Here is a 23826-nt window from a genome sequence, read left to right as displayed (position 1 = left end):
TATTACCCCTTCGTTGCGCCAAGCGTTAAGCCTGCAATGAAATGTTTTTGCATCGCAAAGAAAAGCACTACAGGTGGCAGTGCCGCGATAATAGAACCTGCTGAGATAAGTTGCCAAGAGGCTAACCACTGGCCTTTAAGCGCACTAATACCGGCGGTTATAGGGCGAACTTCATCACTTTGAACCAGCACTAATGCCCAGAAATAGTCATTCCAGATAAAGGTAAAAATCAATACCGACAAGGCCGCCAATGCTGGACGAACCAATGGCAAAACAACATACCAAAAGATCTTCCATTCACTGACACCTTCCACTCTAGCCGCTTCAATTAATTCATCAGGCAGAGCAACAATGAAGTTACGCATAAACAAGGTACAAAACCCAGTCTGGAAGGCGATATGGAACAGGATTAAACCGGTTGCAGAATCATACAGACCCATATCAATGGTCAAATCACGTACAGGAATCATTAAGATCTGGAATGGTACAAAGTTACCAGCAATAAAGGTTGCAAACAGAGCGACAGACCCCTTGAACTTGAATTTAGCCAAGGAATAACCCGCAAGCGTAGATAAAGCCACGGCTCCAGCCACCGCAGGTACGGTAATCAAAATAGAATTCATTAAATACTTAGCCATGGGAGTCGCTTGAAAAACCTGAACGTAGTTTTCAATGATCATCCATTCACTGGGAATGCCCCAATAGTTACCCGCATTGATGTCTGCAACCGATCTCGCGGAGGTTAATAGCACCGCGGCCATAGGCAATAACCACAATAATAAGGCGATCCATATAGCCACTCGGTAACTGATGTTTGCTGGGGCCGATAATTTTTCAATTGGTGTAGGAAACATTAGGCTTTCTCACTCTTCAGCATGCGCCACAAGAAGTAGGCAATATAAATATCCATAATCAAGAACAATACAGTAGCAATGGCGGCACCATAGCCAGCACGATAATTAAAGATCGACTGCTCGTACATGAAATACGCCAATACATTAGAGCTACCGAATGGTCCACCGCCAGTCATGGTCGCCACCAAGTCGAAACTGCGCAGAGCGCCTATGACAGTCACAACAATAGCGATAAAGGTTGCGGGGCGAAGTTGCGGTAAAATAACGTGCCACAACATTTTCCAACCATGAGCACCATCCAACCGAGCCGCTTCTATTTGATCTGGACTGAGGTTATTTAACCCTGTGAGATATAAGATCATGCAATAGGCAATCTGAGGCCAAAGACCTGCCGCGATAATGCCAAAGGTAACCCAGTTCTCATCAGACAGAATGGCCACAGGCTCAAATCCCATACCTGTCCAAACAATATTAAAAAGGCCGTACGTTGGATCATAGAACCATGAAAACACCAAGCCAATAACGACTTGCGAAATCACAAAAGGAAAGAAAAACATAGACTTAACAAGACGTATACCCATTACTTTTTGATTCAAAAATAATGCGATTGCTAAACCCAAAGGAGGGGCAAGCATATAAAAAACCATCCAATAAATATTGTTTTTTAGTGCCACCCAAAATTGTTCGTCGGCAAATAACTCAATGTAGTTATCTAAGCCAATAAAGGTTTTTTCACCTAACCCATCCCATTCATACAAGCTGAGCAAAATGCTCTGTACGATGGGCAAAATGACATAAACAGAAAACATGATAACCGCTGGCGCTAAAAAGAGCATCGGCATCCACTTTTGCTGTTTGCTATGCATTTTCTGCATGGCCCTACCACCTCTTATTCTTATTTGTTTTATGTATTTAAATGCGTGCTCTGCTTGACAGCCACATCAGACTATAAAATAATGGAACATAGTTTCGATTTTTGCAACAAATAAAAAATAACAAATGGCTAATAACTGTATTTGGGTAGTTTTAGTGGACTGTGTCACCACATCTCTTATGTATTTCCAATAAATACATGAGAAAATGAGGCCATACCCTTTCTTAGACAGTGACAAATAGGAGACGTACATGACTGAAACCAATACCAAAAGTGGTGGTTCGTCACTCAGTAAAGCACTAACAATATTAAAAGAGGTTTGTTGCACGAATACACCTCTTAGATTTGCCGACTTAGTGGAACGCTCCGAATTACCTAAAGCAACGACACATAGAATCCTGTCTACCTTGACAGACGAAGGCCTCGTTCGTTTAGACGATCATTCTCAGCTGTATCACCCTGGCTACGGCTTGTTAGAACTCGCTCATAAAGCCTGGTCTACCTTAGATATACGCGATATCGCCGCAGATCAAATGCGTGAACTGTGGAAAGAAACGGGAGAAACCATTCACTTAGCGGTCTTAGATCGCGGGGATGTTATCTATATTGACAAACTGGAAAGTCAAAAAAGTTTGCGTTTGTTTTCCGCTGTCGGAAAAAAAGGGCCCGTTTATTGTACGGGTGTCGGTAAGGCATTAGCCGCTTTTTTACCTGAAGCACAGTTACAAGAAATTATCGCGACTCAACGCTTTATTAAGCACACAGAGACAACCCTTAATAGCGAAGAAAAACTCAGAGAAGATTTAATTCGCATTAGAAAGTCAGGTATCTCACTTGACTTACAAGAGCATGAAGAAGGCATTCAATGTGCCGCTTCCACTATCTTCAACTATCGTAATGAACCGATTGCAGCCCTAAGCATTACGGCACCAGCATTTCGAGTAGATGAAGATCGTTTCCTACATTTCCAACAGCGCATAAAAGAAGCCTGCGCGGAAATATCATCAAGAATGGGGGCACAGCCTCTCACTAAAAATCAGGACTGAGATTATTATGGCGACCATAAAACTAACAAATGTCATTAAACGCTTTCACGATATCGAAACCATTCATGGGGTAAATCTAGATTTAGAAGACGGTGAGTTTGTCGTTTTCGTCGGCCCATCAGGCTGTGGTAAATCCACTCTATTGCGTTTGATTGCTGGCTTAGAAGAGATTACTGACGGCACCCTTGAAATTGATGGACAAAACATGAATGACGTTGCTCCAGCGGATCGCGGTGTCGCCATGGTATTCCAATCCTATGCTCTTTATCCTCATATGACGGTCGAAGAGAATATGAGTTTTGGCCTTCGTATGACAGGAGGAGACCCTGAAGTTATTAAGAAACGAGTCTCTCATGCGGCCGATATTCTTCAATTAGGCCCTCTTCTTGATCGTAAACCGAAGCAGCTTTCTGGTGGTCAACGTCAACGTGTTGCCATTGGTCGCGCGATTGTTCGTGAACCAAAAGTATTTTTATTTGATGAGCCGCTATCCAACCTAGACGCCGAACTGCGTGTTGATATGCGAGTACAAATAGCGAAATTGCATAATCAGCTTTCTGCAACGATGGTTTATGTTACTCACGACCAAGTTGAAGCCATGACACTCGCGGACAAAATTGTCGTCCTACGTGCTGGTAATATAGAGCAGGTTGGCTCTCCGATGGCACTTTATCATAACCCAGCAAATGAATTTGTGGCCGGTTTTATGGGGTCGCCCCGTATGAATTTTATGGAAGCTAAGGTAACCGCAATCGATAATGCCGATAGGATCACCATCGAAGTGGCCGGTCAGCAGATTAAATTAAAAGCCGATACAACGCAGGTTTCTGTAAACGAAAAAGTTTCCTTAGGTCTTAGACCCGAGCATTTAACGCCATTCAATGAAGAGTCAGGCATTGCCCTTGATATTGAAATCGATGTGGCGGAACACCTAGGAGGATTAAGTTACTTATACGGTAGCTGCCATGGACAAAGCCTAACCATTGAAGTTTCGGGTCAAGACTTAAGCCGTCATGGTGATGTGCTAAAAATTGGTGCTACGTTATCAGACTGCTACTTATTTAACAGTAAAGGCCAAGCATTGGTTCAAAGACCAGTACCAACCCGATAATATAGCGTTAAAGAATACCAAAGATAACCACGGCTTCTCAGTATCCAACTCATTACGCACTTGAGAGCGGTGGTGTATTCAACCCAAAAGAACCAAACACAAACGCTTAACTAAATAACCACCCATGTAATAAACGGCCAGGCATGAAAGCAAAGCTGCCCGCGATGAGTAACCCACCTAAATAGAGTCCAATCATATTGCTTTTATGGCGTTTAATATTGCCTGTTCGAGCCGCAATATAGGCGGTTGGAACTAGGTATAAAACCAGCAAACTAAACAAATGAATGGGACCAAAATGACCTAATACCTGCCACCCAATACGTGCCTCCATAAACAATGAAGTGATGGCTGAAATCAGCATAAGTAGCATGTAAGCTTGTCCAAGAATCTTATGTATTGGTGTCCCTTTACGGCGTATCAATAAATAGGTACCAATGAAAAAAGCAGGTAGAACAGTTGCCAGGTGAAAATAAGCCAAATACATATACGTCATTGATCTTTCCCTAGTCTTATGACAGACAATAGTAAAAAACTAACTATCATTTGAATCAATTAGTTTTATTTCATTAATATTTACACGTACTCTAATTCTATCTTAAATACAGCCTATATTTTTACACTATTATCATAAAAGGTGTGAATTTTATGTCTCGTTATGCTGTTTTATAACCGTTTGATTTTACTAATTTTGCATTTGAAACCCTTATTTTGCTGTCTACTTCTTTAGACTCTCTCGTTGAAAAATTAACCTGTCTTTACATCAGGGAACTTTACAAACACCTCAATTAAGCATTACATTCAAAGAAGGTACTACGGTGATCCTACAGTACTACACTTATGCTATCGACAAAATCGCTAGACATGATAATAAAAACAAGAAGGTCAATTATGAGTGATATTCACAAAACAGATGCACCGATCGTGCATCGACCTATATTTGCGGACAGTACATCATTAACCCTACCGACTTTGCGAATTCTTCAAGAAGACGGACACCTCTACCCAGGTGCTGAGCTACCTGATATCGATCAAACTCTAGCACTCAAGATATACGATACCTTCCTCTTTATACGTGCACTAGATGAGCGAATGTTAGCGTCTCAGCGTCAAGGTCGTATCAGTTTTTACATGACTGAAACGGGGGAAGAGGCCGCCGACATCGGCAGTACAGCCGCCTTGAAAAATGACGATATGATCATGGCTCAGTATCGCGAACAAGGAGCGCTTGCCTTTCGAGGATTTACCCCAGACCAGTTTATGAATCAAATTTTTTCTAATGAGAAAGATTTGGGAAAAGGTCGCCAAATGCCTATTCACTATGGCTCACAGAAGCTTCATTACATGACGGTGTCATCTCCATTAGCCACTCAGTTACCCCAAGCCACAGGTTATGCTTACGGATTAAAAGCCCAGTCAAAAGCCAACTGCGTGATTTGCTACTTTGGAGAGGGAGCCGCTTCCGAGGGTGACTTCCATGCCGCGTTAAACATGGCAGGGGTTTACAAGGTGCCCGTTATTTTCTTTTGCCGTAATAATGGTTACGCCATTTCAACACCCTCTAAAGAACAATTTGCAGGCGATGGCATTGCCCCTAGGGGTGTTGCCTATGGACTGAAAACCATTCGAGTAGATGGTAATGATGTATTAGCTGTATTAAAAGCCACTCAAGAAGCTCGAAAGTTGGCGGTAGAACAACACCAACCTGTCTTAATAGAAGCCATGACGTATCGTCTCGGAGCCCACTCAAGTTCTGACGACCCAAGTGGTTACCGTAACAAAGAAGAAGAAGATGTTTGGCGTATTAAATGCCCTGTCACCCGCATGAAGCGTTGGTTAATCCTTCAAGGTTGGTGGGATGAAGAGCAGGATGAAGCGCTGAAGCAGCAACATCGTCAAACTGTGGTTGACGCCATGAAAAAAGGCGAAAAAGTCTCACCTCCCCCATTAGATGATCTCTTTACTGATGTCTATGACACCCTCCCTTGGAATTTGGAAGAACAGAAAGCCGATCTCGAAGAGCATATTCGACGTTATCCGGAATCCTATAAAAAATCATCTTGGAGGTTTGGTCATGAGTAAAATGAATCTATTACAAGCGATCAATAATGCACTCGATATTGCCATGACTAAGGATACAAATGCGCTTTGTTTTGGTGAAGACGTTGGCCATTTTGGGGGCGTATTTCGCGCGACCAGTAAGTTACAAGAGAAACACGGCAAAACACGCTGTTTTAATACACCGTTAACCGAGCAAGGTATTTTAGGCTTTGCTAATGGTTTAGCCTCTCAAGGCACGACAGCCATTGCAGAAATCCAATTTGCGGATTACATTTTCCCTGCGTTTGACCAAATCGTGAACGAAGCGGCAAAATTCCGCTATCGTTCTGGCAATGAATTTAATGTTGGTGGGTTAACCATTCGAACGCCTTATGGTGGCGGTATTAACGGTGGACTCTACCACTCACAATCACCTGAAGCCTATTTCACTCATACACCGGGTCTAAAAGTGGTGGTTCCTCGCAACCCTGAGCAAGCAAAAGGTTTATTGCTGGCGTCAATTCGTGATCCAAACCCTGTGCTCTTTTTTGAACCCAAAAAACTCTACCGCTCATCCGTTGGTGACGTACCTGATGAGGATTACGAACTGCCTCTTGGTAAAGCCGATATTGTAAGAGAGGGCAAAGACATCACCTTACTGGCTTGGGGCGCTCAGGTTGACGTCATCGAAATGGCGGCTGATATGGCTGAAAAAGAGGGCATATCCTGTGAAGTGATTGATCTTCGTTCCTTGCTGCCATGGGATAGAGAAACCGTGTCTCAATCGGTTACAAAAACGGGACGCCTACTGATAAACCATGAAGCACCTAAAACGTCGGGATTCGGTGCCGAAATTGCGGCCGCTATCCAAGAAACCTGTTTCCTCCATCTGGAATCTCCAATAGTACGGGTAACGGGATTAGACACGCCTTTCCCTCTCACGCTAGAAAAGGAATACATGCCAGATCATTTAAAAACGTATGAAGCCATCAAAGCATCCATGGCTTTTTAACCCATGCTTTTTTAATTCTTAACTAAAAAGCACGTTTTTATACTTTTATGAGGAACCCAAAAATGAAAATTGATTTTATTCTTCCGGACATTGGTGAAGGCATAGTGGAATGTGAGCTAGTAGAATGGCAAATCACTGAAGGTCAGGAAATTAAAGAAGATCAATCTGTTGCAGATGTCATGACGGACAAAGCGTTAGTAGAAATCACCTCGATGTATACGGGGCGAATCAGTAAACTCTATTACGCTAAAGGTGAGATTGCTAAAGTCCATCAACCTTTGTTCGAAATTGAAGTAGCGGATGATAAAGAGGAAGAGCAATCAGAAACGAGTCAACAAAATTACGCGCTCACAGATACCGTAAAAGCAACTCAATGGGAGGCAACCCCCGATGAACCTTCGAGCGCCTCGTCAAATAATGGCAAAGCCGTCGCTAGCCCAGCCGTCAGACGCTTAGCTCGCGAATGTGGCGTGGATATTCATCAAATTACAGGTTCGGGAAAAAATGGTCGCGTCTATAAAGAAGACATTGAACAGCATCAATCCTTACCTGACAGCATCCTCTCTGACATTGCAAAACCAATTCAAGAAGCGATACCGCTTTCGGTCGTAGCCGGTGCGAATCAGAATAGAGTAGAACCAATTACAGGTATCAAAGCCATTATGGCCAAACAAATGCTGGATTCCGTAAAACGTATTCCACATTTTACTTATGCCGAAGAACTTGATGTCACCCATCTAGAAGAATTCAGAGCTCAGTTAAAGCCTGAGTTTGCCGCTCAAGGAGCCAAGCTCAGCATGATGCCATTTATTATGAAGGCACTGGCGTTAACCTTGCCTGAGTTCCCAATTTTAAATAGCCGAGTTAATGAGGATTGCACTGAAATCACCTATTTATACGATATTAATATTGGTATGGCGGCCGATACACCGCTCGGTTTGTTGGTTCCCAATGTTAAAAAGGTACAGACCTTGTCCTTATTGGAAGTGGCATTAGAAGTAAACAGGCTGGCCGAAGCGGCTCGTAGTGGGAAACTCAAACCAGACGAGATGAAAGGCGCCAGTATCAGTGTTTCCAATATTGGGGTAATCGGTGGCACCGTAGCAACGCCAATTATTAATCCACCAGAAGTCGCAATTATGGCGATGGGGCGCATTCAAACACAGCCAAGGTTTAATGATAAAGGAGAAGTTGAGGCTCGCAAAATCATGCACGTTAGCTGGTCAGGCGATCACCGAATTATAGATGGTGCAACCATGGCTCGCTTCTGCAATAAATGGAAGAGTTATGTGGAGAACCCAATTTCCATGCTGACTCAACTTAGATAACGATTGGATAATTATTCGATTAAATGACGCAACCTACGCTCCAACAGTTTTATATAAACGAAGACCAATCCATTTATTTAATGAGTCATGAAGACGCTCAGAAAATAAAAGACTGGGTACAGCTTTGTATAGACCAACTCACCTTACTCGGTTTTTTTGACATCGAGTTTATCGGGAAAGGAGCGTATGGTTTTGTTTTTGGAGGTCGAGCCTCGGATGGGCAAGAGTATGTTTTTAAGTTCTCTCGGATTAATCTCCCTCAGCATATTCAAGATAAGCTAGAAGATGAGGCGTGGATGCAAAGCCAAATCGAGCATAAACACATCCCTAAGGTTCTTGAATACACAAAGATCTCTCGCCAATCAATTCTGATGATGTCTCGGGCCCAAGGTCTTGATTTAGAAGCTTACAGTGTCAAGTTTGGTCGACTTCCTCCTCGTCTTGTTATTAAGATCGCAGCTCAATTAATCGCGATTCTACAGGCATTAAGAGAGGTTGAAACCAACAATAGGCCAACGCCAATTGTGCATGGTGACATAAAACCGTCTAATATTGTGTTTGATCCAGAAAGCGAAACCGTTCAGCTTATTGATTGGGGGTCGAGTGTTTACGCCCAACTCGACTCAGATGAACAAGCGGTAGGATACAATGCATTTGGGTTAATTAGCGATGATGTACAGCAAACCAATGCCAAATTGGGCGATGTATATTTTATTGGCGATGCGCAACTCAATGGCGAACTGAGTTCTCCGCGTTTTGATGAGCAAGGTGTCGCAGGCACCTTGTACGCACTGGCATCAGGTCAGAGCTGCCGTTACGGATTCGATGCCATTCCAGTGACGTCTCTAGGCTTGCCGAAGGAGTTTGCCATCACGTTACAAACGTTACTTGCGGGAGACGATAAACAAAAACGCCAAGCCGGTGATTACCTTTTTAAAAACATGTCAAAAATGCAAAAAATGGTTATGCCTAATATCCCCATAGAGGAAGATAAAAACCAAATTCCCATCTGGAGTATCGAAGGTGTCGCCGATATGGAAACCGTGGTTTATAGCTCACGAAAAAGTTTTTTAAGGGAAGGTAATCTCGACCATTATTTAATGAACAATGTAGACAATGTAGAGTTAGAAAAGTACTACAAAAATTTCATGCATGGCATGGGTCACACTGAAAGAGCTTTTTTAGGCGCCATTAGTCGCCTTGGAAAATACCCAATCCTAGGTGGTATCGCTGTTCGATGGGATGAAAATAGTGTTTTTATTGACTCTAACCTCCAGCTTCAAGATACATCATTAAAAGCACCTTTTACGACCGCTGTGAATAATGTGGTTACGTTAGCCCAGGCAATACATAGAGACGGTATATTTAAATGCTGTATGTTTAATGCTAAAAATACTCAACACCTCAGCCGAAAAAATGAACAAGACTCGTTCTACCCAAGTAAAGGCATGTGTATTCCATTTGAAACGACCTCTACCTCTTTTGCAGAGGATAAAAGTCGACACCACTCTTATTTTGAAGATGGTCAAGACCCGGATGAACTGCTACAACTACCAGATGACATCATGGAAGAAATCACCTTATTGAATAATATGCGTCACACAGGGCTAATCATCTTTGAAGCGTTACCGACTCACCTAAAAATTCACAGTAATTACGTTTTGCTCGACCCCAGCCAAACCGTCGAATTTAAAAGTGCACTGAACCGAATAGTAAAAGCCATACCCAAAATAAGTGGCTTAGGTGTGTCCGGTTTTATGAAAATGCCTTACAAAAACACCCGCCAATTCCCTTTGCAAAAACAAGCCCCAGAGCGATTCTATCCAAAAGACCCAAGAATACTCTTGTAAAGTTTTTTCCAAGGCCGAAACCCATTTAGTAAAGCAACATCCACGATACCCCCCCATCTAGGTCATGCTCTTTTATTTCCATTAACAATTTGTTACTAGCGTAAGGTAAGAATCACTGCCACCATAGAATAACGTTATTTATTTAAGAACCAAGTTATGCTTTCTATGCTAAAAATATCCCATAAAATTTTCCTAATGGGTTTTATACAACTTACTTTAATCATTTCCGTTGGCTGGTTTAGTATCACCTAATTAAATAAAATAGGCTTGGAAATACACGATATTGCTTACAACAATATTCCGCTAACACAATCCATTACGTTGATAACAGAACATCAGTTACAGCACGTTATCGCACTTGAACGCGTCATTTCCCATGCCTTATTAGATCACATTGAAGATAATGGGTTATCGGTAACCTCAAGCAAACTTATCGACGAGCTCAATAAAAAAATTAATGCGTTACATGACGAGATGCTCACAACAGAAAAGCAGATTCATTCGTTTCAGAAAGACCTTCATACTGATAAGGCCAGACAAAAAGTGGCCGCTCTTCTTCATGACTTTGAAGCAATAGAAGACGAGTTTTTTAAAATAGAAAACGATACGGAACACTTTTTACACACTATTCAAAATGCTGGCATCTTAAAAGCAATTACAAATTTAGAGTCGTTAGAGAAGCAAAACTTGACGTTAGATAATCACTTAATAAAGCTACTCCATACGGCTGAAACGTTTTCTATTGAATCAGCAAAGCAAGCAGAAGAGGATGAAATTCACTCCGTTCAGGTTATCATAATAGGACTGACGACGGCCGTTCTTTTAGCCATTTTGATCCCTTTTTTCATTGGGCGAACGATTACCGTACCGATCAACACATTAATTGAACGCATTAATGCCTTAGTAAATGGCAATGGTGATTTGACTTTTAGAATAAACAGCCAGTCAAAGGACGAAATAGGCACGGTATCAAATGCTTTAGACTCATTCTTGGAAAAACTTCAAAAAACGCTCATCGCTGTCAATGGATCGTCTACGTCACTAGGAAAATCTTCTAAATTAGCGACAGACGTTATTCAACAAACGTTATCCAGTGTTGAGCGTCAAAAAGTGGCAACAGAGCGAGTAGCCAGTGCCGTAACACAAATGAGTCAAGCTACGGAAGAAGTGGCCAAAAGCTCAGCTGAGGCCGCTGCAGTAGCAAGACATGTAACAAACAAGGTATTGGAGGGTCGTCAATCTGCCGAAGAAACTCAAGAAATAATTAAGCGTCTCGCGAGGGATGTGCAATCCACCTCAACCGATATAAATGGCTTAATGGAAGAAACCAATAATATTGGTACGGTATTGGAAACCATTCAGAGCATAGCAGAACAAACAAACTTATTGGCCTTGAATGCCGCCATTGAAGCCGCGCGTGCAGGTGAAACGGGTCGAGGATTTGCCGTTGTCGCCGATGAAGTTCGCTCCCTGGCTCAAAGAACTCAAGATTCGACTATCAGCATCGAAAAATTAGTAGAAACACTACAGAAAGAAGCACACCATGCCGTAAACAGTATGGCAAAAGGGTTAACTATCACCGAAGAGTGCCTACAAAAAAGTGCTCATACCGCTCAATTTTTTGAAGATGCAGCCACCGCCGTTAATGAAATTTCTGACTTCAATGCTCAAATAGAGACGGCCACTGAAGAGCAAGTAAATGTTGCTTACGAAGTAAAAAAAGACCTTGAAAACATTAATAACATTGCGGCGATCACCAGTGAAAATACAGCAATGGCAGAGCAATCAAACCAAGAAATTGCGGCTAATTTAGTTGATCTTCATGCAAACTTGAATCAATTTAAAACATAGCGGTATTTAATCGAAGAGCATAATCAAAAAGAGCGCAACTTACCTGTCTTTTTGATTACGCTCTGCCAATTATGAAATGCCATAAAAAATCAACACTTGCTTATGAAAAGAAAAATAACTTACAAGCCGCAAGTGTGGCCATCACTCTGATTAGCCATTTGAACTGATTAGGGTTCACTTTCTTTAAAAAGTGATAACCAATAAACGCCCCAATAATAAGCCCCGGAATACCTTGCAAACTAGTAGTAACCGATTCGGCTGAAAGCAGCCCTAAAGGGATAAACAGCGGGATCTTTAATAGATTAATACTAAAGAGTATCCATGCTCTGGTGCTCACGTAAGACTCTTTACTCAACTTTTGTTCCAGCAAAAACAAACTAAACACAGGACCTGCCGCGTTTGAAATCACACTAATCAGGCCACTAAAAAAACCCATTCCGTAAGCCGCTTTTTTGGTTTGCATAAAGGTAGCAGGACGATAGTCCAAATACAGACTTAGGCTAATCATTGCGATCATAATGACACCTAGAGTCAACACAAAATCATTGGGATCGATGTTAGCCAGTACGTAGCTTCCTAAGAGCATCCCTAGCACACCCAATGGCATAAAATGCCAAACTACAGACCAAGCAATTTTAGAGCGATAACTGATAATCGCCATAATGTCCGTTATCAAATACAAGGGGACTAATATCCCCAACGCTTCCGGCCCTGGAGCGGCAATCATTAAAATAGGAACCACTAATAGCCCCATTCCTCCAACTGAAAATTTAGAGAAACCGGTAATGAGTCCGGCTAGCGTTAAAATAAGAAAGGTTATATCCATTAGCGTTTAGCCCAAAAAATGAAAAACAGACGTTTACTGGTATGTAGACCATCAAATAAGTTGATTTAAGGCAGAATAAAACAAATAATGAAAAATAAATAATCTCGTTTTTTTATTAAAACGATCCATATAAATGATCATATTATGAAATTAGACCAAGTAAGAGCGTTTATCGCGGTTGTCGAAACAGGTAGCTTTCGCTCTGCTGCCACAGCCCTCCATAAAACCCAACCAAGTATCAGTGCATCCATCAAAGCATTAGAAGATAAATACGATATTCTATTATTTGATCGAGACAGTTATCGACCAACACTTACCCCGGCTGGACATTCGTTTTTCCAACAAAGTAAAAAACTTTTATCTCAAGTTCAACAATTAGAATCCTTAGGACATAACTTATCTCACGGTGTCGATATGCCCTTGCGAATTTGCTTAAGCCAAATGTCTCTCACCACTGATTGTATGCAAAAAATCAAACGTTTTACCCAATGCCATCCTAACATTTCTCTCGAAATTACGACGGGACACATGCATGGTGTTCAAGAAACCCTGTTAAAAGATCAGTCAGATATCGCTATTGGTCCACGATACGGATTGGATGATCGGCACGCTTTTACGCAACTGATGACAGTAAAGATGCTGACCGTTATTAGCCCTGTATTATTAGAGGAATTGCGTACCTTGGGGGTAAAAAATGTCGATAAAATAAAACAACAGCAATTATACTCCACGCCTCAAATTCTAGTCAGTAACCCTTCTCGAAGTAATAAAAACAGCGATGGTTATCAGCATTTATTAACCACAGGTAAGCGCTGGTTTGTAAGTGATTTCAACGCAAAAAAAACGCTTCTCCTAAACGGGTTTGGATGGGCCAGAATGCCGCAGCACATTATTAAGGAGCATTTAGAAAATGGAGAGCTTGTCACCATTAGCGTTGAACAGTTCACCTCTACCAGCACGCTTCCTGTTTTTATGATTCGTTTACGCAATCAGACACAAAGCCATCAAGCCAATCTTTTTTGGTCCTTTATGACATCTTAATACAGTCACACATGACCCGTTTTATTTAAGTGATATTCAAAAATACAATCCACTCTAAGAAAAGTAGTTTTTGGGTGTGCAGTTAAAAAACTGATGAAATGCGTAAGTAAAAGCAGAAGGTGAGCTGTAGCCTACGTCCAACGCTACTTGCGTAACAGAGTCCCCTTTTTCAAGTAATACTAAGGAATAAAGTAATCGCAACCTTTGACGCCATTCTTTAAACCCTATGCCCGTTTGAGACATAAAGATCCGGCTTATGGTACGGCTTGAAACACCAAGGGTTGTTGCCCATTCTTCTAGATTCACCTCATTACTCGGATTCAATTGTAGCTCTTCAACAAGCTTTATAAGACGAGAGTCCTGAGGCATAGGCAAAGTCAGTCCTTTGTCCTTCTGAGCGGCCAGTTGATCCAACAAAACCGTCAACAACCTAAAATCGGCCTCTTCCCATGTCAGATCCACATCGCAGCGTGCCACAATTTCTAATATCAGCTCTCGAATTAACGGCGAAATACTCAAAACTTTGCTCTTATTACCCAATACAGCCACTTGATCTGGTCGAAAATACAAACTGCGAAATTTTGCGCCAATAGGGGTAAAGGTTTTATGTTCACAGCCAGGCGGCAACCAAATGGCTTTGTGTGGCGGAATGACAACCATCTGATCAGCAAAAGCGACATTTAACAACCCACTGGAGGCATACATCAATTGATACCATGAATGACTGTGCCTGGTACCTTCGTGAGCTGGCGGCATATCACTTTGGCGCGCTAATATGTAGCGCTTATCCGCCGTGGCGATTTGTTCATTAGAGGGTCGATGTGTCAAACCTGATAGCATGAGACCTGTCCTTTAATCGATATAATCTGACATTTGATAGAAAGCAAGACTAAAACATACTTGTTAACCTATGTCCTATCAAGATTATTTCACTATGGACATGGATTTATGAAGACAACCGAGCTAACGACCTCAACGACAAAGCCATGGCAAACGCCAGCGGTATTACTGATGCTTGTCTCTATCATTTTGCCAATTTCATTTGCAACTTGGCAAGCGCTACTGAATAACTTTGTCATTGAAGAAGCCGCATTTACGGGTGCCGAGATAGGACTACTGCAAAGCGTCAGAGAAATCCCGGGGTTTTTAGCGTTTACTGCCGTCTTTATCCTACTGTTCATACGAGAACAGTTCTTCATGGTGTTGGCCTTGATCATGCTCACTGTTGGGGTTGCCATTACTGGGATGTTTCCGTCTGTGGGAGGGCTACTCTGTACGACGCTGCTGATGTCCATCGGTTTTCATTATTTTGAAACCCTCAAACAGTCGCTTTCATTGCAATGGCTATCTAAAGAAGAAGCACCTGAAGTTCTGGGAAAACTGATTTCTATCGGTGCACTTGCGTCCTTAATTACTTATGGTTTTTTATGGTTTTCCTTGGAGATATTACAATTAGAGTTTATCTGGATTTATTTAATGGCGGGCACACTGGCATTAAGCTTAGTGCTGTTTATTTGGCTTGCGTTCCCCCAGTTCGAAAGTAAAACCATTCAGCATAAACACCTTATTCTAAGAAAGCGTTATTGGTTGTACTATGCACTGGTTTTTATGAGTGGCGCGAGAAGACAAATTTTTGTTGTTTTTGCTGGTTTTTTAATGGTCGAGAAGTTTCATTATTCCGCTGCAGACATCACTCTATTGTTCTTGATTAACTATGCGTTTAATTGGCTTTTTGCGAAAAAAATAGGTCGGATTATTGGCCTTGTCGGTGAACGTAACGCACTTTTATTTGAATACGTAGGGCTGATTCTTGTTTTCATCGGATACGCTTTTGTAGAACAAGCCGAGTGGGCGGCGTCCCTCTATGTGATAGATCATCTGTTCTTCGCTTTGGCGATTGCCATAAAAACCTATTTCCAAAAAATTGCTGACCCAGCGGATATCGCGTCCACATCAGGCATTTCTTTTACCATTAGTCACATTGCGGCGGTCGTTATTCCTGTTACTTTTGGCTTATTGTGGCTTGTTTCCCCTACCGCCGTTTTTCTCGCTGGCGCGGCCATGGCCGTCGCTTCATTTATACTGGCGTTAAATATTCCGGATACCCCCCAACCCAGTAATGAAGTAAGAATTTTTAAATGGTCTTAATCCATTAAGCGAGTCTCAAGCCTCTTTGCTATCGTTATTCCCTCGAGCTATCAACCTAATGTTTGATCGTATTCAAATATTAGGTTGATAGCTCGACATTGTTCCCTTTTCACTTCTCCTTATGATAAGCCATAACGTATCCATTATGATTTCAAACAAGGCGTGCTGACCAATCTATTGTCGCGCTTTTTGACTGGAGATTTTTATGCCTTTATCTGATCATTTACTCAGTACCTTTTCTCAGCCAGAGCTGATTCACCATCAGTCATTCATTAATGGTAAATGGGCGAACGCGCTTTCAGGTAACACCTTCCCTGTAACCAACCCGTCCACAGGCGAACATTTAATTGATGTGGCCGATATGGGCGCATCAGAAACCCATCAAGCTATAGAGGCGGCTCAAGTCGCGCTGAGTGAATGGCGTACTGTTTTACCAAAAGAAAGATCACGTTTATTACGTAAATGGTATCAATTAATTCTTGATAACCAAGACGATTTGGCAAGGTTAATGACTCTAGAACAGGGTAAGCCTTTTGCAGAATCTAAAGGTGAAGTCCTTTACGGCGCCTCGTTTATTGATTGGTTTGCCGATGAAGCAAGACGTCTGTATGGGGATGTGATTCCTACCTTTGCACAAGACAAGCGCTTATTAACCGTTAAGCAACCTGTCGGTGTCGTAGCAGCGATTACCCCTTGGAATTTTCCAATAGCCATGATCACCCGTAAAGCGGGACCGGCATTAGCCGCCGGTTGCACCATTGTTATTAAACCTTCTGATGAAACCCCATTATGCGCACTTGCTTTAGCCGATTTAGCGCAACAAGCGGGTATACCAGCGGGTGTCATCAATGTTGTGGTCGGTAAAAAAGCCGCTGACATAGGCCATGCCTTAACCTCCCACACTGAGGTTAGAAAACTCAGTTTTACCGGCTCGACTCCCGTCGGTAAGTTATTACTTACTCAATGCGCACAAACGGTTAAACGTACGTCAATGGAATTAGGCGGAAATGCACCGTTTATCGTTTTTGACGATGCTGATTTAGATGCCGCCGTTGAAGGTGCGATTGCATCAAAATACCGCAACGCTGGCCAAACCTGTGTTTGCGCTAACCGTATGTTGGTGCAAGCGGGTATCTATGATGCATTTGCGGAAAAGTTAGCCGCTCGCGTTCAGCAACTCGCCACTGGTGATGGCTTTAGCGACAACGTTCAAATAGGGCCATTAATTAATACGGCCGCCATTAACAAGGTTTCTGAACTGGTCGACGACGCCATAAAAAGTGGAGCAAACGCTCTGATCGGTGGCAAACAAGCCTCGACTATTGGCGCGCAATTTTATGAGCCAACGGTATTAACAGGTGTCACTCAGGACATGACCATTTTCCACAGTGAGATTTTTGGCCCTGTCGCCCCTTTATTTAAGTTTGAAACCGAAGCCGAAGCCATCGCCATGGCGAATGACACACCATTTGGTTTGGCGTCTTACTTCTACTCGCAAAATCTCTCTCGTATTTGGCGGGTCTCCGAGGCATTAGATTATGGCATGGTCGGTATCAACGAAGGCATAGTGTCCACAGAAGTTGCGCCTTTTGGCGGTATGAAAGAATCTGGCAGTGGCCGTGAAGGATCTAAATATGGCATCGATGAATACGTCGAAATTAAATATTTATGCATGGGTGGCTTACGCTAGCGGTTGGTTTAAATACAAACCAACCTAATGACATGAATCAACGAATAGAAAACATACAATTTTTAAAGTGAGGCACAAACTATGAGTAACGCGGATTTACAGAAACGCAAAGAAAGCGCTATTGCACGCGGCCAAGGTAACATGGCTCCTGTGTACGTTGACCGGGCTCTAAATGCAGAATTATGGGATGTTGAAGGGAAACGTCACATTGATTTTGGTGCGGGTATTGCGGTTGTCAACACAGGCCACAATCACCCAAAAGTGAAAGCCGCCGTCCAAGCGCAACTTGAACGCTTTACTCATACTTGTGTTATGGTTAGCCCATATGAATCCGCCGTAGAATTGGCCGAGAAATTAAATTCGATCGCACCAGGAAGCACGCCTAAAAAGTCAATTTTTGTGACAACTGGCGCTGAAGCTGTGGAGAATTGCGTTAAGATCGCACGTTGCCATACAGGCCGTCCGGGCATTATTGCCTTTAATGGTGGCTTCCATGGGCGCACAAACATGACCATGGGACTAACTGGAAAAGTAAACCCTTATAAAGCTGGCTTCGGACCTTTCCCAAGTGATATTTTCCACGTTGCTTATCCAAATGAATACCATGGTATTAGCATTGAACAGTCTTTAGAAGAATTAAAGATGCGCTTTACTTGCGACATTGAAGCGTCTCGCGTAGCGGCTATTATTCTAGAACCAGTACAAGGTGAAGGCGGGTTCTACCAAGCTCCGGCCGAATTCTTAAAAGCGCTTCGTGCCATATGTGATGAGCATGGCATTTTGTTAATCATGGATGAAATCCAATCAGGCTTTGCACGCACTGGCACTATGTTTTGCCATGAACAATCCGGTATTGAAGCAGACCTAATGACAGCGGCGAAAGGCATCGCGGGCGGCTTCCCTCTTGCCGCCGTGATTGGTAAAGCTCATATTATGGACACACCATTACCTGGTGGTTTAGGAGGTACTTATGGCGGTTCTCCTGTCGGTTGTGCCGCCGCATTAGCGGTATTAGATGTTATTGAAGAAGAAGGTTTATGCGAACGCGCTATTGCGGTCGGTGAACAAGCGATGGCTCACCTAAAAGAGATTCAAGCACTCTACCCTCAGCTAGTCGGCAATATCCGTAATACGGGTTCTATGATCGCTATGGAATTGGTAAAAGAAGGCGATGCCAGCAAACCAAACCCAGAGCTAACCAAGGCCCTTTCCGCTAAAGCGGCTGAAAAAGGGTTGGTGCTATTATCTTGCGGTATCCGAGGTAATGTTATTCGAGTATTGCCCGCGTTAACCATCGAAATGGAAATCTTAGATGAAGGTATGACGATTCTGAAAGACTGTTTTCATGACGTTGTTTAGATAGCATTAATGATCATTTTGATTTCTGGAAAAAGTAACAACGTGATTCTTTAAGCATTCCATAAAATACAATAAGCGACTATTCAAAAATAGTCGCTTATTTATCTCTGTCAACGTTGCAATCAACGTTTTACAGCTTGCTTTCTAATTCAGGCACCGCCGTGAACAAGTCCGCTACTAATCCATAATCCGCCACTTGGAAAATAGGCGCTTCTTCATCTTTGTTAATAGCAACAATGATTTTAGAATCTTTCATACCAGCTAAGTGTTGAATAGCACCAGAAATACCAACCGCTATGTATAGATCCGGCGCAACCACTTTACCTGTTTGACCAACCTGCATATCATTTGGAACATACCCAGCATCCACTGCCGCCCTTGATGCCCCAACAGCGGCTCCTAGCTTATCAGCCACTTTGTACAAGAGATCAAAGTTTTCTCCGTTAGCTAGACCACGGCCACCCGAGATGACCACTTTCGCTTCTGTTAACTCAGGGCGATCTGATTCCGCTAATTCTTCATGGCTAAAACTCACATCAGAAGAATCAAATACTTTATCGGTGTTCTCTACTGTTGCGCTGCCGCCATCACTCGGCATAGCGTCAAATGCGGTGCCACGAACCGTCATAACTTTTACCGCATCATGGCTCTCTACCGTGGCAATGGCATTGCCAGCGTAAATAGCGCGTTTAAAGCAGGTCGCTGATTCAACAGATAACACATCGGATAATTGATTTACCCCTAATAATGCAGCCACTCTAGGCAACACATTTTTGCCCGTTGTTGTCGATGCCGCTAAAATATGCGTAAAGCCTGCGGCAAGTTCAACGATCAATTTACTCACATTTTCCGCAAGCTGATGCTCATAAGCCGTTGCATCGGCAAGAATCACTCGACTCACACCAGACACGTTTGCAATCTGATCCGCAACAGTCGCACAGGCATTGCCTGCCACTAAAACAGTAATGTCGCCACCGATCTTTTGGGCGGCCGATAGAACATTCAAAGTAACGGCTTGAAGAGTCTGATTATTATGTTCTGCTAACACTAAAATGCTCATGCTATCACCTTCGCTTCATTACGTAATTTTTCAACCAGTTCATCCACAGAACCCACTTTAATACCAGCGGAGCGTTCAGCTGGCGTTTCGACCTTTAAGATAGTTTGATTCGTCTCTACCGTAACGCCAAGATCCTCAGCTGTTTTCACATCAAGAGGTTTTCTTTTGGCTTTCATAATATTTGGCAAAGAAGCATAACGAGGCTCATTCAAACGCAAATCCGCTGTCACAATGGCCGGTAATGTCAGATTTAACGTTTGCAAGCCACCATCGATTTCACGTGTTACAGACACCTTACCAGCTTCCACTTTTACTTCTGAAGCAAAAGTGGCTTGCGGGCGATCCAGTAATGCGGCGAGCATTTGACCTGTTTGGTTATTATCAGAGTCAATGGATTGCTTACCCAATAAAATCAATCCTGGTTGCTCTGTTTCTGCCACCTTAGCTAAAATGCGTGCTACCGATAATGAATCTGGGCTGTCCACCGTTTCAACCTGAATCGCACGGTCTGCCCCCAACGCCAACGCATTGCGTAATTGTTCCTGACAAGACTTGGATCCAATAGACACAACAATCACTTCTTCTGCGACGCCTTGTTCTTTTAAGCGAATCGCTTCTTCCACCGCAATTTCACAAAAAGGATTCAAAGCCATTTTGACGTTCGTCAAATCCACACCGGTTTGATCCGCTTTCACGCGAGCCTTCACGTTGTAATCAATCACTCGCTTAACTGCGACTACTATTTTCATTATTAAGCTACCTTATCTATCTTATTTATTGTTTTAGAAATTGGAAACGGCGTTTAGTGCACACGGAGTTATACTCTTACACCGCCATCCATTTCGATAATACGACCAGTAAAGTAATCATTTTCTACTATATATTGTAGGGTATGAGCCATTTCATCTACTTCTCCTAATCGTCCTAATGGAACAGACTTGAGTAAGCGCTCAATGGCTTCTGGCTTCATTTGTGCCGTCATTTCCGTGGCAATAAGCCCAGGAGCAATACCGCCAACACGAATATTAAAACGCGCCAATTCTCTTGCCCAGGTTACCACCATACTGGCGACACCCGCTTTTGTGGCTGAATAATTGGTTTGTCCCATATTACCGGCTCTCGAAACAGAAGAAACATTAACAATCACGCCACCGTCATCCTGTAAAGCCATTATAGCAGCCGCTTCACGACCACAAAGAAACGTGCCGGTTAAATTGACATCAACGACACTTTGCCACTGCTGCAAAGACATCTTACCAACAAGCTCGCCTTCTTTCACTTTAATCAACATGCCGTCTCGCATGATTCCTGCGTTATTAACCAAACCATCTATTCGACCAAAGTCATGCTTTATCTTGGCAAACGTTGTTTCCACTTCCGCTTCATCTGTAATATTGCATTCATACCCTTTAACCAGAATACCATTGGTCGATAATACGCTCGCCGTTTTATCGACGGAAGCTTGATCAATGTCAATCAGTGCGATATGTGAACCTTGAGACGCGAGATGCGCGGCCATGCCAGCACCTAATCCACGCGCACCACCAGTAATAACAAACACTTTATCTTGAACTTTCATTGTCATTCCTTATGTTCAAATTATTTTATATATCAGACGATTATGAATAAAGGCGTATTAAACTGGAAAAATCTAAGGCACCGCTTCCCTGAGACTTGTGTAAGTTAAACAGGCCCCTAGCCGCGGAGCCCATAGGCGTTGCACTGGCACTTTTTTGACTAAGCTCCATTGCGAGACCAAGATCTTTAAACATCAGATCCACTTGAAAACCTCCTTGGTAGTCATTTGCCGCAGGAACATTCTTCATCACACCAGGTACCGGATTATATACCTGTAGGGCCCAATTATTGCCTGAGCTTTGCTTCATGATGTCAGACAAGACACTGGGATCCAGTCCATTCTTGACCCCCATGCTCAAGGCCTCACACGTGCCCGCCATCAAAATCCCTAAGAGCATATTATTACAGGCTTTTGCGACCTGTCCTGCACCATGGTCCCCTGCATGAAAAATAGTCTTTCCCATACTTTCTAGTACCGGCTTGGCTTTTTCAAACTGTTCGGCTGAACCACCAACAATAAAACTTAATGAGCCCGCTTGAGCACCACCAACGCCACCAGAAACCGGCGCATCGATAAAATCGATATCACGTTCGATGGCCAATTCTGCAATAGAACGCGCCATATCGGCTTCAATGGTTGAGCAATCAATAATCAACGCCTCTTTCTTAACAACGTCAAACAAGGGCTCTGCACCAGAGAGGTATAAGTTATGTACATGTTTCCCTGCAGGTAACATGCTAATAATCACATCGGCGTCTTGTGCCGCATCGGATGCAGACATAGCAACAACACATTGTGCTTCCTTGGCTTGAACAAGCGCATCAGCGGATAAATCAAAGGCTTTTACCACGTAACCGGCTCTAACTAAATTAGCCGCCATTGGGGCTCCCATGTTACCTAAACCTATAAACCCTATGGTTTGCATAGTATCACTCCTATTTTTCTTATTTTAAGGACGATTCGGGTTATCAGACTTTTGGTCGCAATAACCACATAGATAAACTCAACACCTAACTGTTCTCTTTTATAAACATCGAAGAGGGTGAGTGTCAGCAGTCCAAGGCGAGTCAAAAAAGCCATCGATAAAACATTCATCCACTTGTTCAACCGTTTTATAGGTCCATTGAGGTTGCCTGTCTTTATCAATTAGCAGCGCGCGTATTCCCTCTGGGAGTTCTCGGTGTCGCGATATGTTTACCGTTAAATCCAACTCGGTTTGAAACACTTCTTTTAAAGACGCGTGCCGACAACGCTCCAATTGACGCTTAATAATGTGCATAGACACCGGACTACCGTATTTCAGGGTACTTTGAATTTTATTTATCCAAGGGTCATCACTTTCACTAGACAAGACACCTGCAACCATCTCAACCACACTGTCTTTCGCCATGACATTATCAATCCACTCTTGATGATCTTGGATCGCATGCGGTAATGCACGGAAAGTGGCTTGAGATTCAGCTTCTAATTGACGCAAAATACCATCAATTACTTCCACTCCAGGTCGTGTCCATGAATCAGATAAAAGACGATCGAGTAATTCAGCTCGCTTACTATTAGCAATCGCTCGGTCAGCTAACCCCAGAAAAACCGCATCGTTTGCATAAATGGCACACGCCGTTAATCCAAGAAACAAACCATTACGCCTTGGTAAATGATTTAAAAACCAAGAAGCGCCCACATCAGGATAGAGACCTATATTAACTTCTGGCATAGCCAAATGTGAGGTCTCTGTAACCACTCGAAAATGGCAGGCATTAAACAACCCCATACCCCCCCCCATCACAATGCCTTTTCCCCATCCAATTAAGGGCTTTGAATAGGTATGTAAATAATAATCTAATGCATATTCATGGTGAAAAAACGTATCCATTCCGCTTTTATCATCTGTTCTATTAATGGCCTCATACAGCTTAACGATGTCACCACCAGCACAAAACGCTTTCTCTCCTTCACTGCCGAATAGCACGGCGCAAATACGCTCGTCTTTTTGCCATTGCTCTAGTTTAGGTCGAATTAACTGAACCATTTCCCAGTTAAGCGCATTGAGGCTTTTTTCTGCATTCAAGCGCACTTCACCTAAGACCTGACCGCCCTGCGTACAATGTTCAATAAAGGTCACGCAACTCATACCTACTCCTCTTTACATAAACCGTTTGC

21 protein-coding genes are annotated in these 23826 nt (G+C 42.9%); 11 read left to right on the top strand and 10 right to left on the bottom strand.

Annotated elements, in window-relative coordinates; genetic code table 11:
- Positions 1-2: 2 nt before the first annotated feature.
- Both IEZ33_RS01615 and IEZ33_RS01610 read right to left on the bottom strand, forming a co-directional pair.
- Positions 3-854 carry a carbohydrate ABC transporter permease gene (locus IEZ33_RS01615; protein WP_191601992.1) on the bottom strand — a complete coding sequence of 284 codons (852 nt, stop codon included), beginning with the start codon at positions 852-854 and terminating at the stop codon, positions 3-5.
- Complete coding sequence (locus IEZ33_RS01610; protein ID WP_191601991.1) at positions 854-1729, bottom strand: carbohydrate ABC transporter permease; 876 nt, start codon at positions 1727-1729, stop codon at positions 854-856. The genes IEZ33_RS01615 and IEZ33_RS01610 overlap by 1 nt, the downstream gene beginning before the upstream one ends.
- Positions 1730-1979: 250 nt before the next feature.
- On the opposite strand from IEZ33_RS01610, the gene IEZ33_RS01605 reads away from it, so the two are divergent.
- Both IEZ33_RS01605 and IEZ33_RS01600 read left to right on the top strand, forming a co-directional pair.
- Positions 1980-2774 (top strand): IclR family transcriptional regulator, encoded by a 795-nt coding sequence (locus tag IEZ33_RS01605; protein ID WP_191601990.1) that lies wholly within the window; start codon positions 1980-1982, stop codon positions 2772-2774.
- 7 nt (positions 2775-2781) lie between these two features.
- The gene (locus tag IEZ33_RS01600; RefSeq protein WP_191601989.1) at positions 2782-3885 is read left to right on the top strand and encodes an ABC transporter ATP-binding protein; all 1104 of its coding nucleotides are present in this window, start codon (positions 2782-2784) and stop codon (positions 3883-3885) included.
- 106 nt (positions 3886-3991) lie between these two features.
- Here the strand turns inward: IEZ33_RS01600 and IEZ33_RS01595 are convergent, their stop codons facing one another.
- On the bottom strand, positions 3992-4378 hold the full coding sequence (locus tag IEZ33_RS01595) for a DUF2306 domain-containing protein (RefSeq protein WP_191601988.1): 387 nt from the start codon (positions 4376-4378) through the stop codon (positions 3992-3994).
- 395 nt (positions 4379-4773) lie between these two features.
- On the opposite strand from IEZ33_RS01595, the gene IEZ33_RS01590 reads away from it, so the two are divergent.
- The 5 genes from IEZ33_RS01590 to IEZ33_RS01570 all read left to right on the top strand — a co-directional run bounded on the left by IEZ33_RS01590 (position 4774) and on the right by IEZ33_RS01570 (position 11963).
- Complete coding sequence (locus IEZ33_RS01590; protein ID WP_191601987.1) at positions 4774-5964, top strand: thiamine pyrophosphate-dependent dehydrogenase E1 component subunit alpha; 1191 nt, start codon at positions 4774-4776, stop codon at positions 5962-5964.
- Positions 5957-6934, top strand: coding sequence for an alpha-ketoacid dehydrogenase subunit beta (locus tag IEZ33_RS01585; RefSeq protein ID WP_191601986.1), 978 nt, complete (start codon positions 5957-5959; stop codon positions 6932-6934). Before IEZ33_RS01590 ends, IEZ33_RS01585 begins: the two co-directional genes overlap by 8 nt.
- Positions 6935-6996: 62 nt before the next feature.
- Entirely contained in the window at positions 6997-8262 is a 1266-nt protein-coding gene (locus IEZ33_RS01580; protein ID WP_191601985.1) for a 2-oxo acid dehydrogenase subunit E2, read from the top strand.
- A 23-nt stretch (positions 8263-8285) separates the two neighbouring features.
- A complete protein-coding gene (locus IEZ33_RS01575) occupies positions 8286-10112 on the top strand; it encodes a protein kinase family protein (RefSeq protein ID WP_191601984.1) in 1827 nt (608 codons plus the stop codon).
- A 267-nt stretch (positions 10113-10379) separates the two neighbouring features.
- Positions 10380-11963, top strand: coding sequence for a methyl-accepting chemotaxis protein (locus IEZ33_RS01570; RefSeq protein ID WP_191601983.1), 1584 nt, complete (start codon positions 10380-10382; stop codon positions 11961-11963).
- Between the two features lie 100 nt (positions 11964-12063).
- On the opposite strand, the gene IEZ33_RS01565 is transcribed toward IEZ33_RS01570, so the two are convergent.
- The gene (locus IEZ33_RS01565) at positions 12064-12789 is read right to left on the bottom strand and encodes a sulfite exporter TauE/SafE family protein (RefSeq protein WP_191601982.1); all 726 of its coding nucleotides are present in this window, start codon (positions 12787-12789) and stop codon (positions 12064-12066) included.
- 144 nt (positions 12790-12933) lie between these two features.
- On the opposite strand from IEZ33_RS01565, the gene IEZ33_RS01560 reads away from it, so the two are divergent.
- Complete coding sequence (locus IEZ33_RS01560) at positions 12934-13830, top strand: LysR family transcriptional regulator (protein ID WP_191601981.1); 897 nt, start codon at positions 12934-12936, stop codon at positions 13828-13830.
- Positions 13831-13884: 54 nt separating this feature from the next.
- Here the strand turns inward: IEZ33_RS01560 and IEZ33_RS01555 are convergent, their stop codons facing one another.
- Positions 13885-14670 (bottom strand): AraC family transcriptional regulator, encoded by a 786-nt coding sequence (locus tag IEZ33_RS01555; RefSeq protein WP_191601980.1) that lies wholly within the window; start codon positions 14668-14670, stop codon positions 13885-13887.
- A 108-nt stretch (positions 14671-14778) separates the two neighbouring features.
- Here IEZ33_RS01555 and IEZ33_RS01550 point away from each other — a divergent pair, with 108 nt between their 5' ends.
- The 3 genes from IEZ33_RS01550 (at position 14779) to gabT (ending at position 19027) form a co-directional block, all read left to right on the top strand.
- Entirely contained in the window at positions 14779-15978 is a 1200-nt protein-coding gene (locus IEZ33_RS01550; RefSeq protein ID WP_191601979.1) for an MFS transporter, read from the top strand.
- Positions 15979-16183: 205 nt separating this feature from the next.
- Positions 16184-17668 carry an NAD-dependent succinate-semialdehyde dehydrogenase gene (locus IEZ33_RS01545; protein WP_191601978.1) on the top strand — a complete coding sequence of 495 codons (1485 nt, stop codon included), beginning with the start codon at positions 16184-16186 and terminating at the stop codon, positions 17666-17668.
- Positions 17669-17749: 81 nt separating this feature from the next.
- Positions 17750-19027 (top strand): 4-aminobutyrate--2-oxoglutarate transaminase, encoded by a 1278-nt coding sequence (gene gabT / locus IEZ33_RS01540; RefSeq protein WP_191601977.1) that lies wholly within the window; start codon positions 17750-17752, stop codon positions 19025-19027.
- A gap of 130 nt (positions 19028-19157) precedes the next feature.
- Here the strand turns inward: gabT and IEZ33_RS01535 are convergent, their stop codons facing one another.
- The 5 genes from IEZ33_RS01535 to IEZ33_RS01515 form a co-directional block, all read right to left on the bottom strand.
- Positions 19158-20087 carry an electron transfer flavoprotein subunit alpha/FixB family protein gene (locus IEZ33_RS01535; RefSeq protein WP_191601976.1) on the bottom strand — a complete coding sequence of 310 codons (930 nt, stop codon included), beginning with the start codon at positions 20085-20087 and terminating at the stop codon, positions 19158-19160.
- Positions 20084-20836 carry an electron transfer flavoprotein subunit beta/FixA family protein gene (locus IEZ33_RS01530; protein ID WP_191601975.1) on the bottom strand — a complete coding sequence of 251 codons (753 nt, stop codon included), beginning with the start codon at positions 20834-20836 and terminating at the stop codon, positions 20084-20086. Before IEZ33_RS01530 ends, IEZ33_RS01535 begins: the two co-directional genes overlap by 4 nt.
- 68 nt (positions 20837-20904) lie before the next feature.
- Positions 20905-21666 (bottom strand): SDR family oxidoreductase, encoded by a 762-nt coding sequence (locus tag IEZ33_RS01525; protein WP_191601974.1) that lies wholly within the window; start codon positions 21664-21666, stop codon positions 20905-20907.
- Positions 21667-21706: 40 nt separating this feature from the next.
- A complete protein-coding gene (mmsB, locus tag IEZ33_RS01520) occupies positions 21707-22591 on the bottom strand; it encodes a 3-hydroxyisobutyrate dehydrogenase (RefSeq protein ID WP_191601973.1) in 885 nt (294 codons plus the stop codon).
- Positions 22592-22690: 99 nt separating this feature from the next.
- The gene (locus IEZ33_RS01515) at positions 22691-23797 is read right to left on the bottom strand and encodes an enoyl-CoA hydratase/isomerase family protein (protein ID WP_191601972.1); all 1107 of its coding nucleotides are present in this window, start codon (positions 23795-23797) and stop codon (positions 22691-22693) included.
- Between the last annotated feature and the right edge of the window lie 29 nt (positions 23798-23826).

The organism is Marinomonas algicola, from assembly GCF_014805825.1.
Taxonomy (GTDB): domain Bacteria; phylum Pseudomonadota; class Gammaproteobacteria; order Pseudomonadales; family Marinomonadaceae; genus Marinomonas; species Marinomonas algicola.
This window is presented reverse-complemented; position numbering and strand designations above follow the sequence as displayed.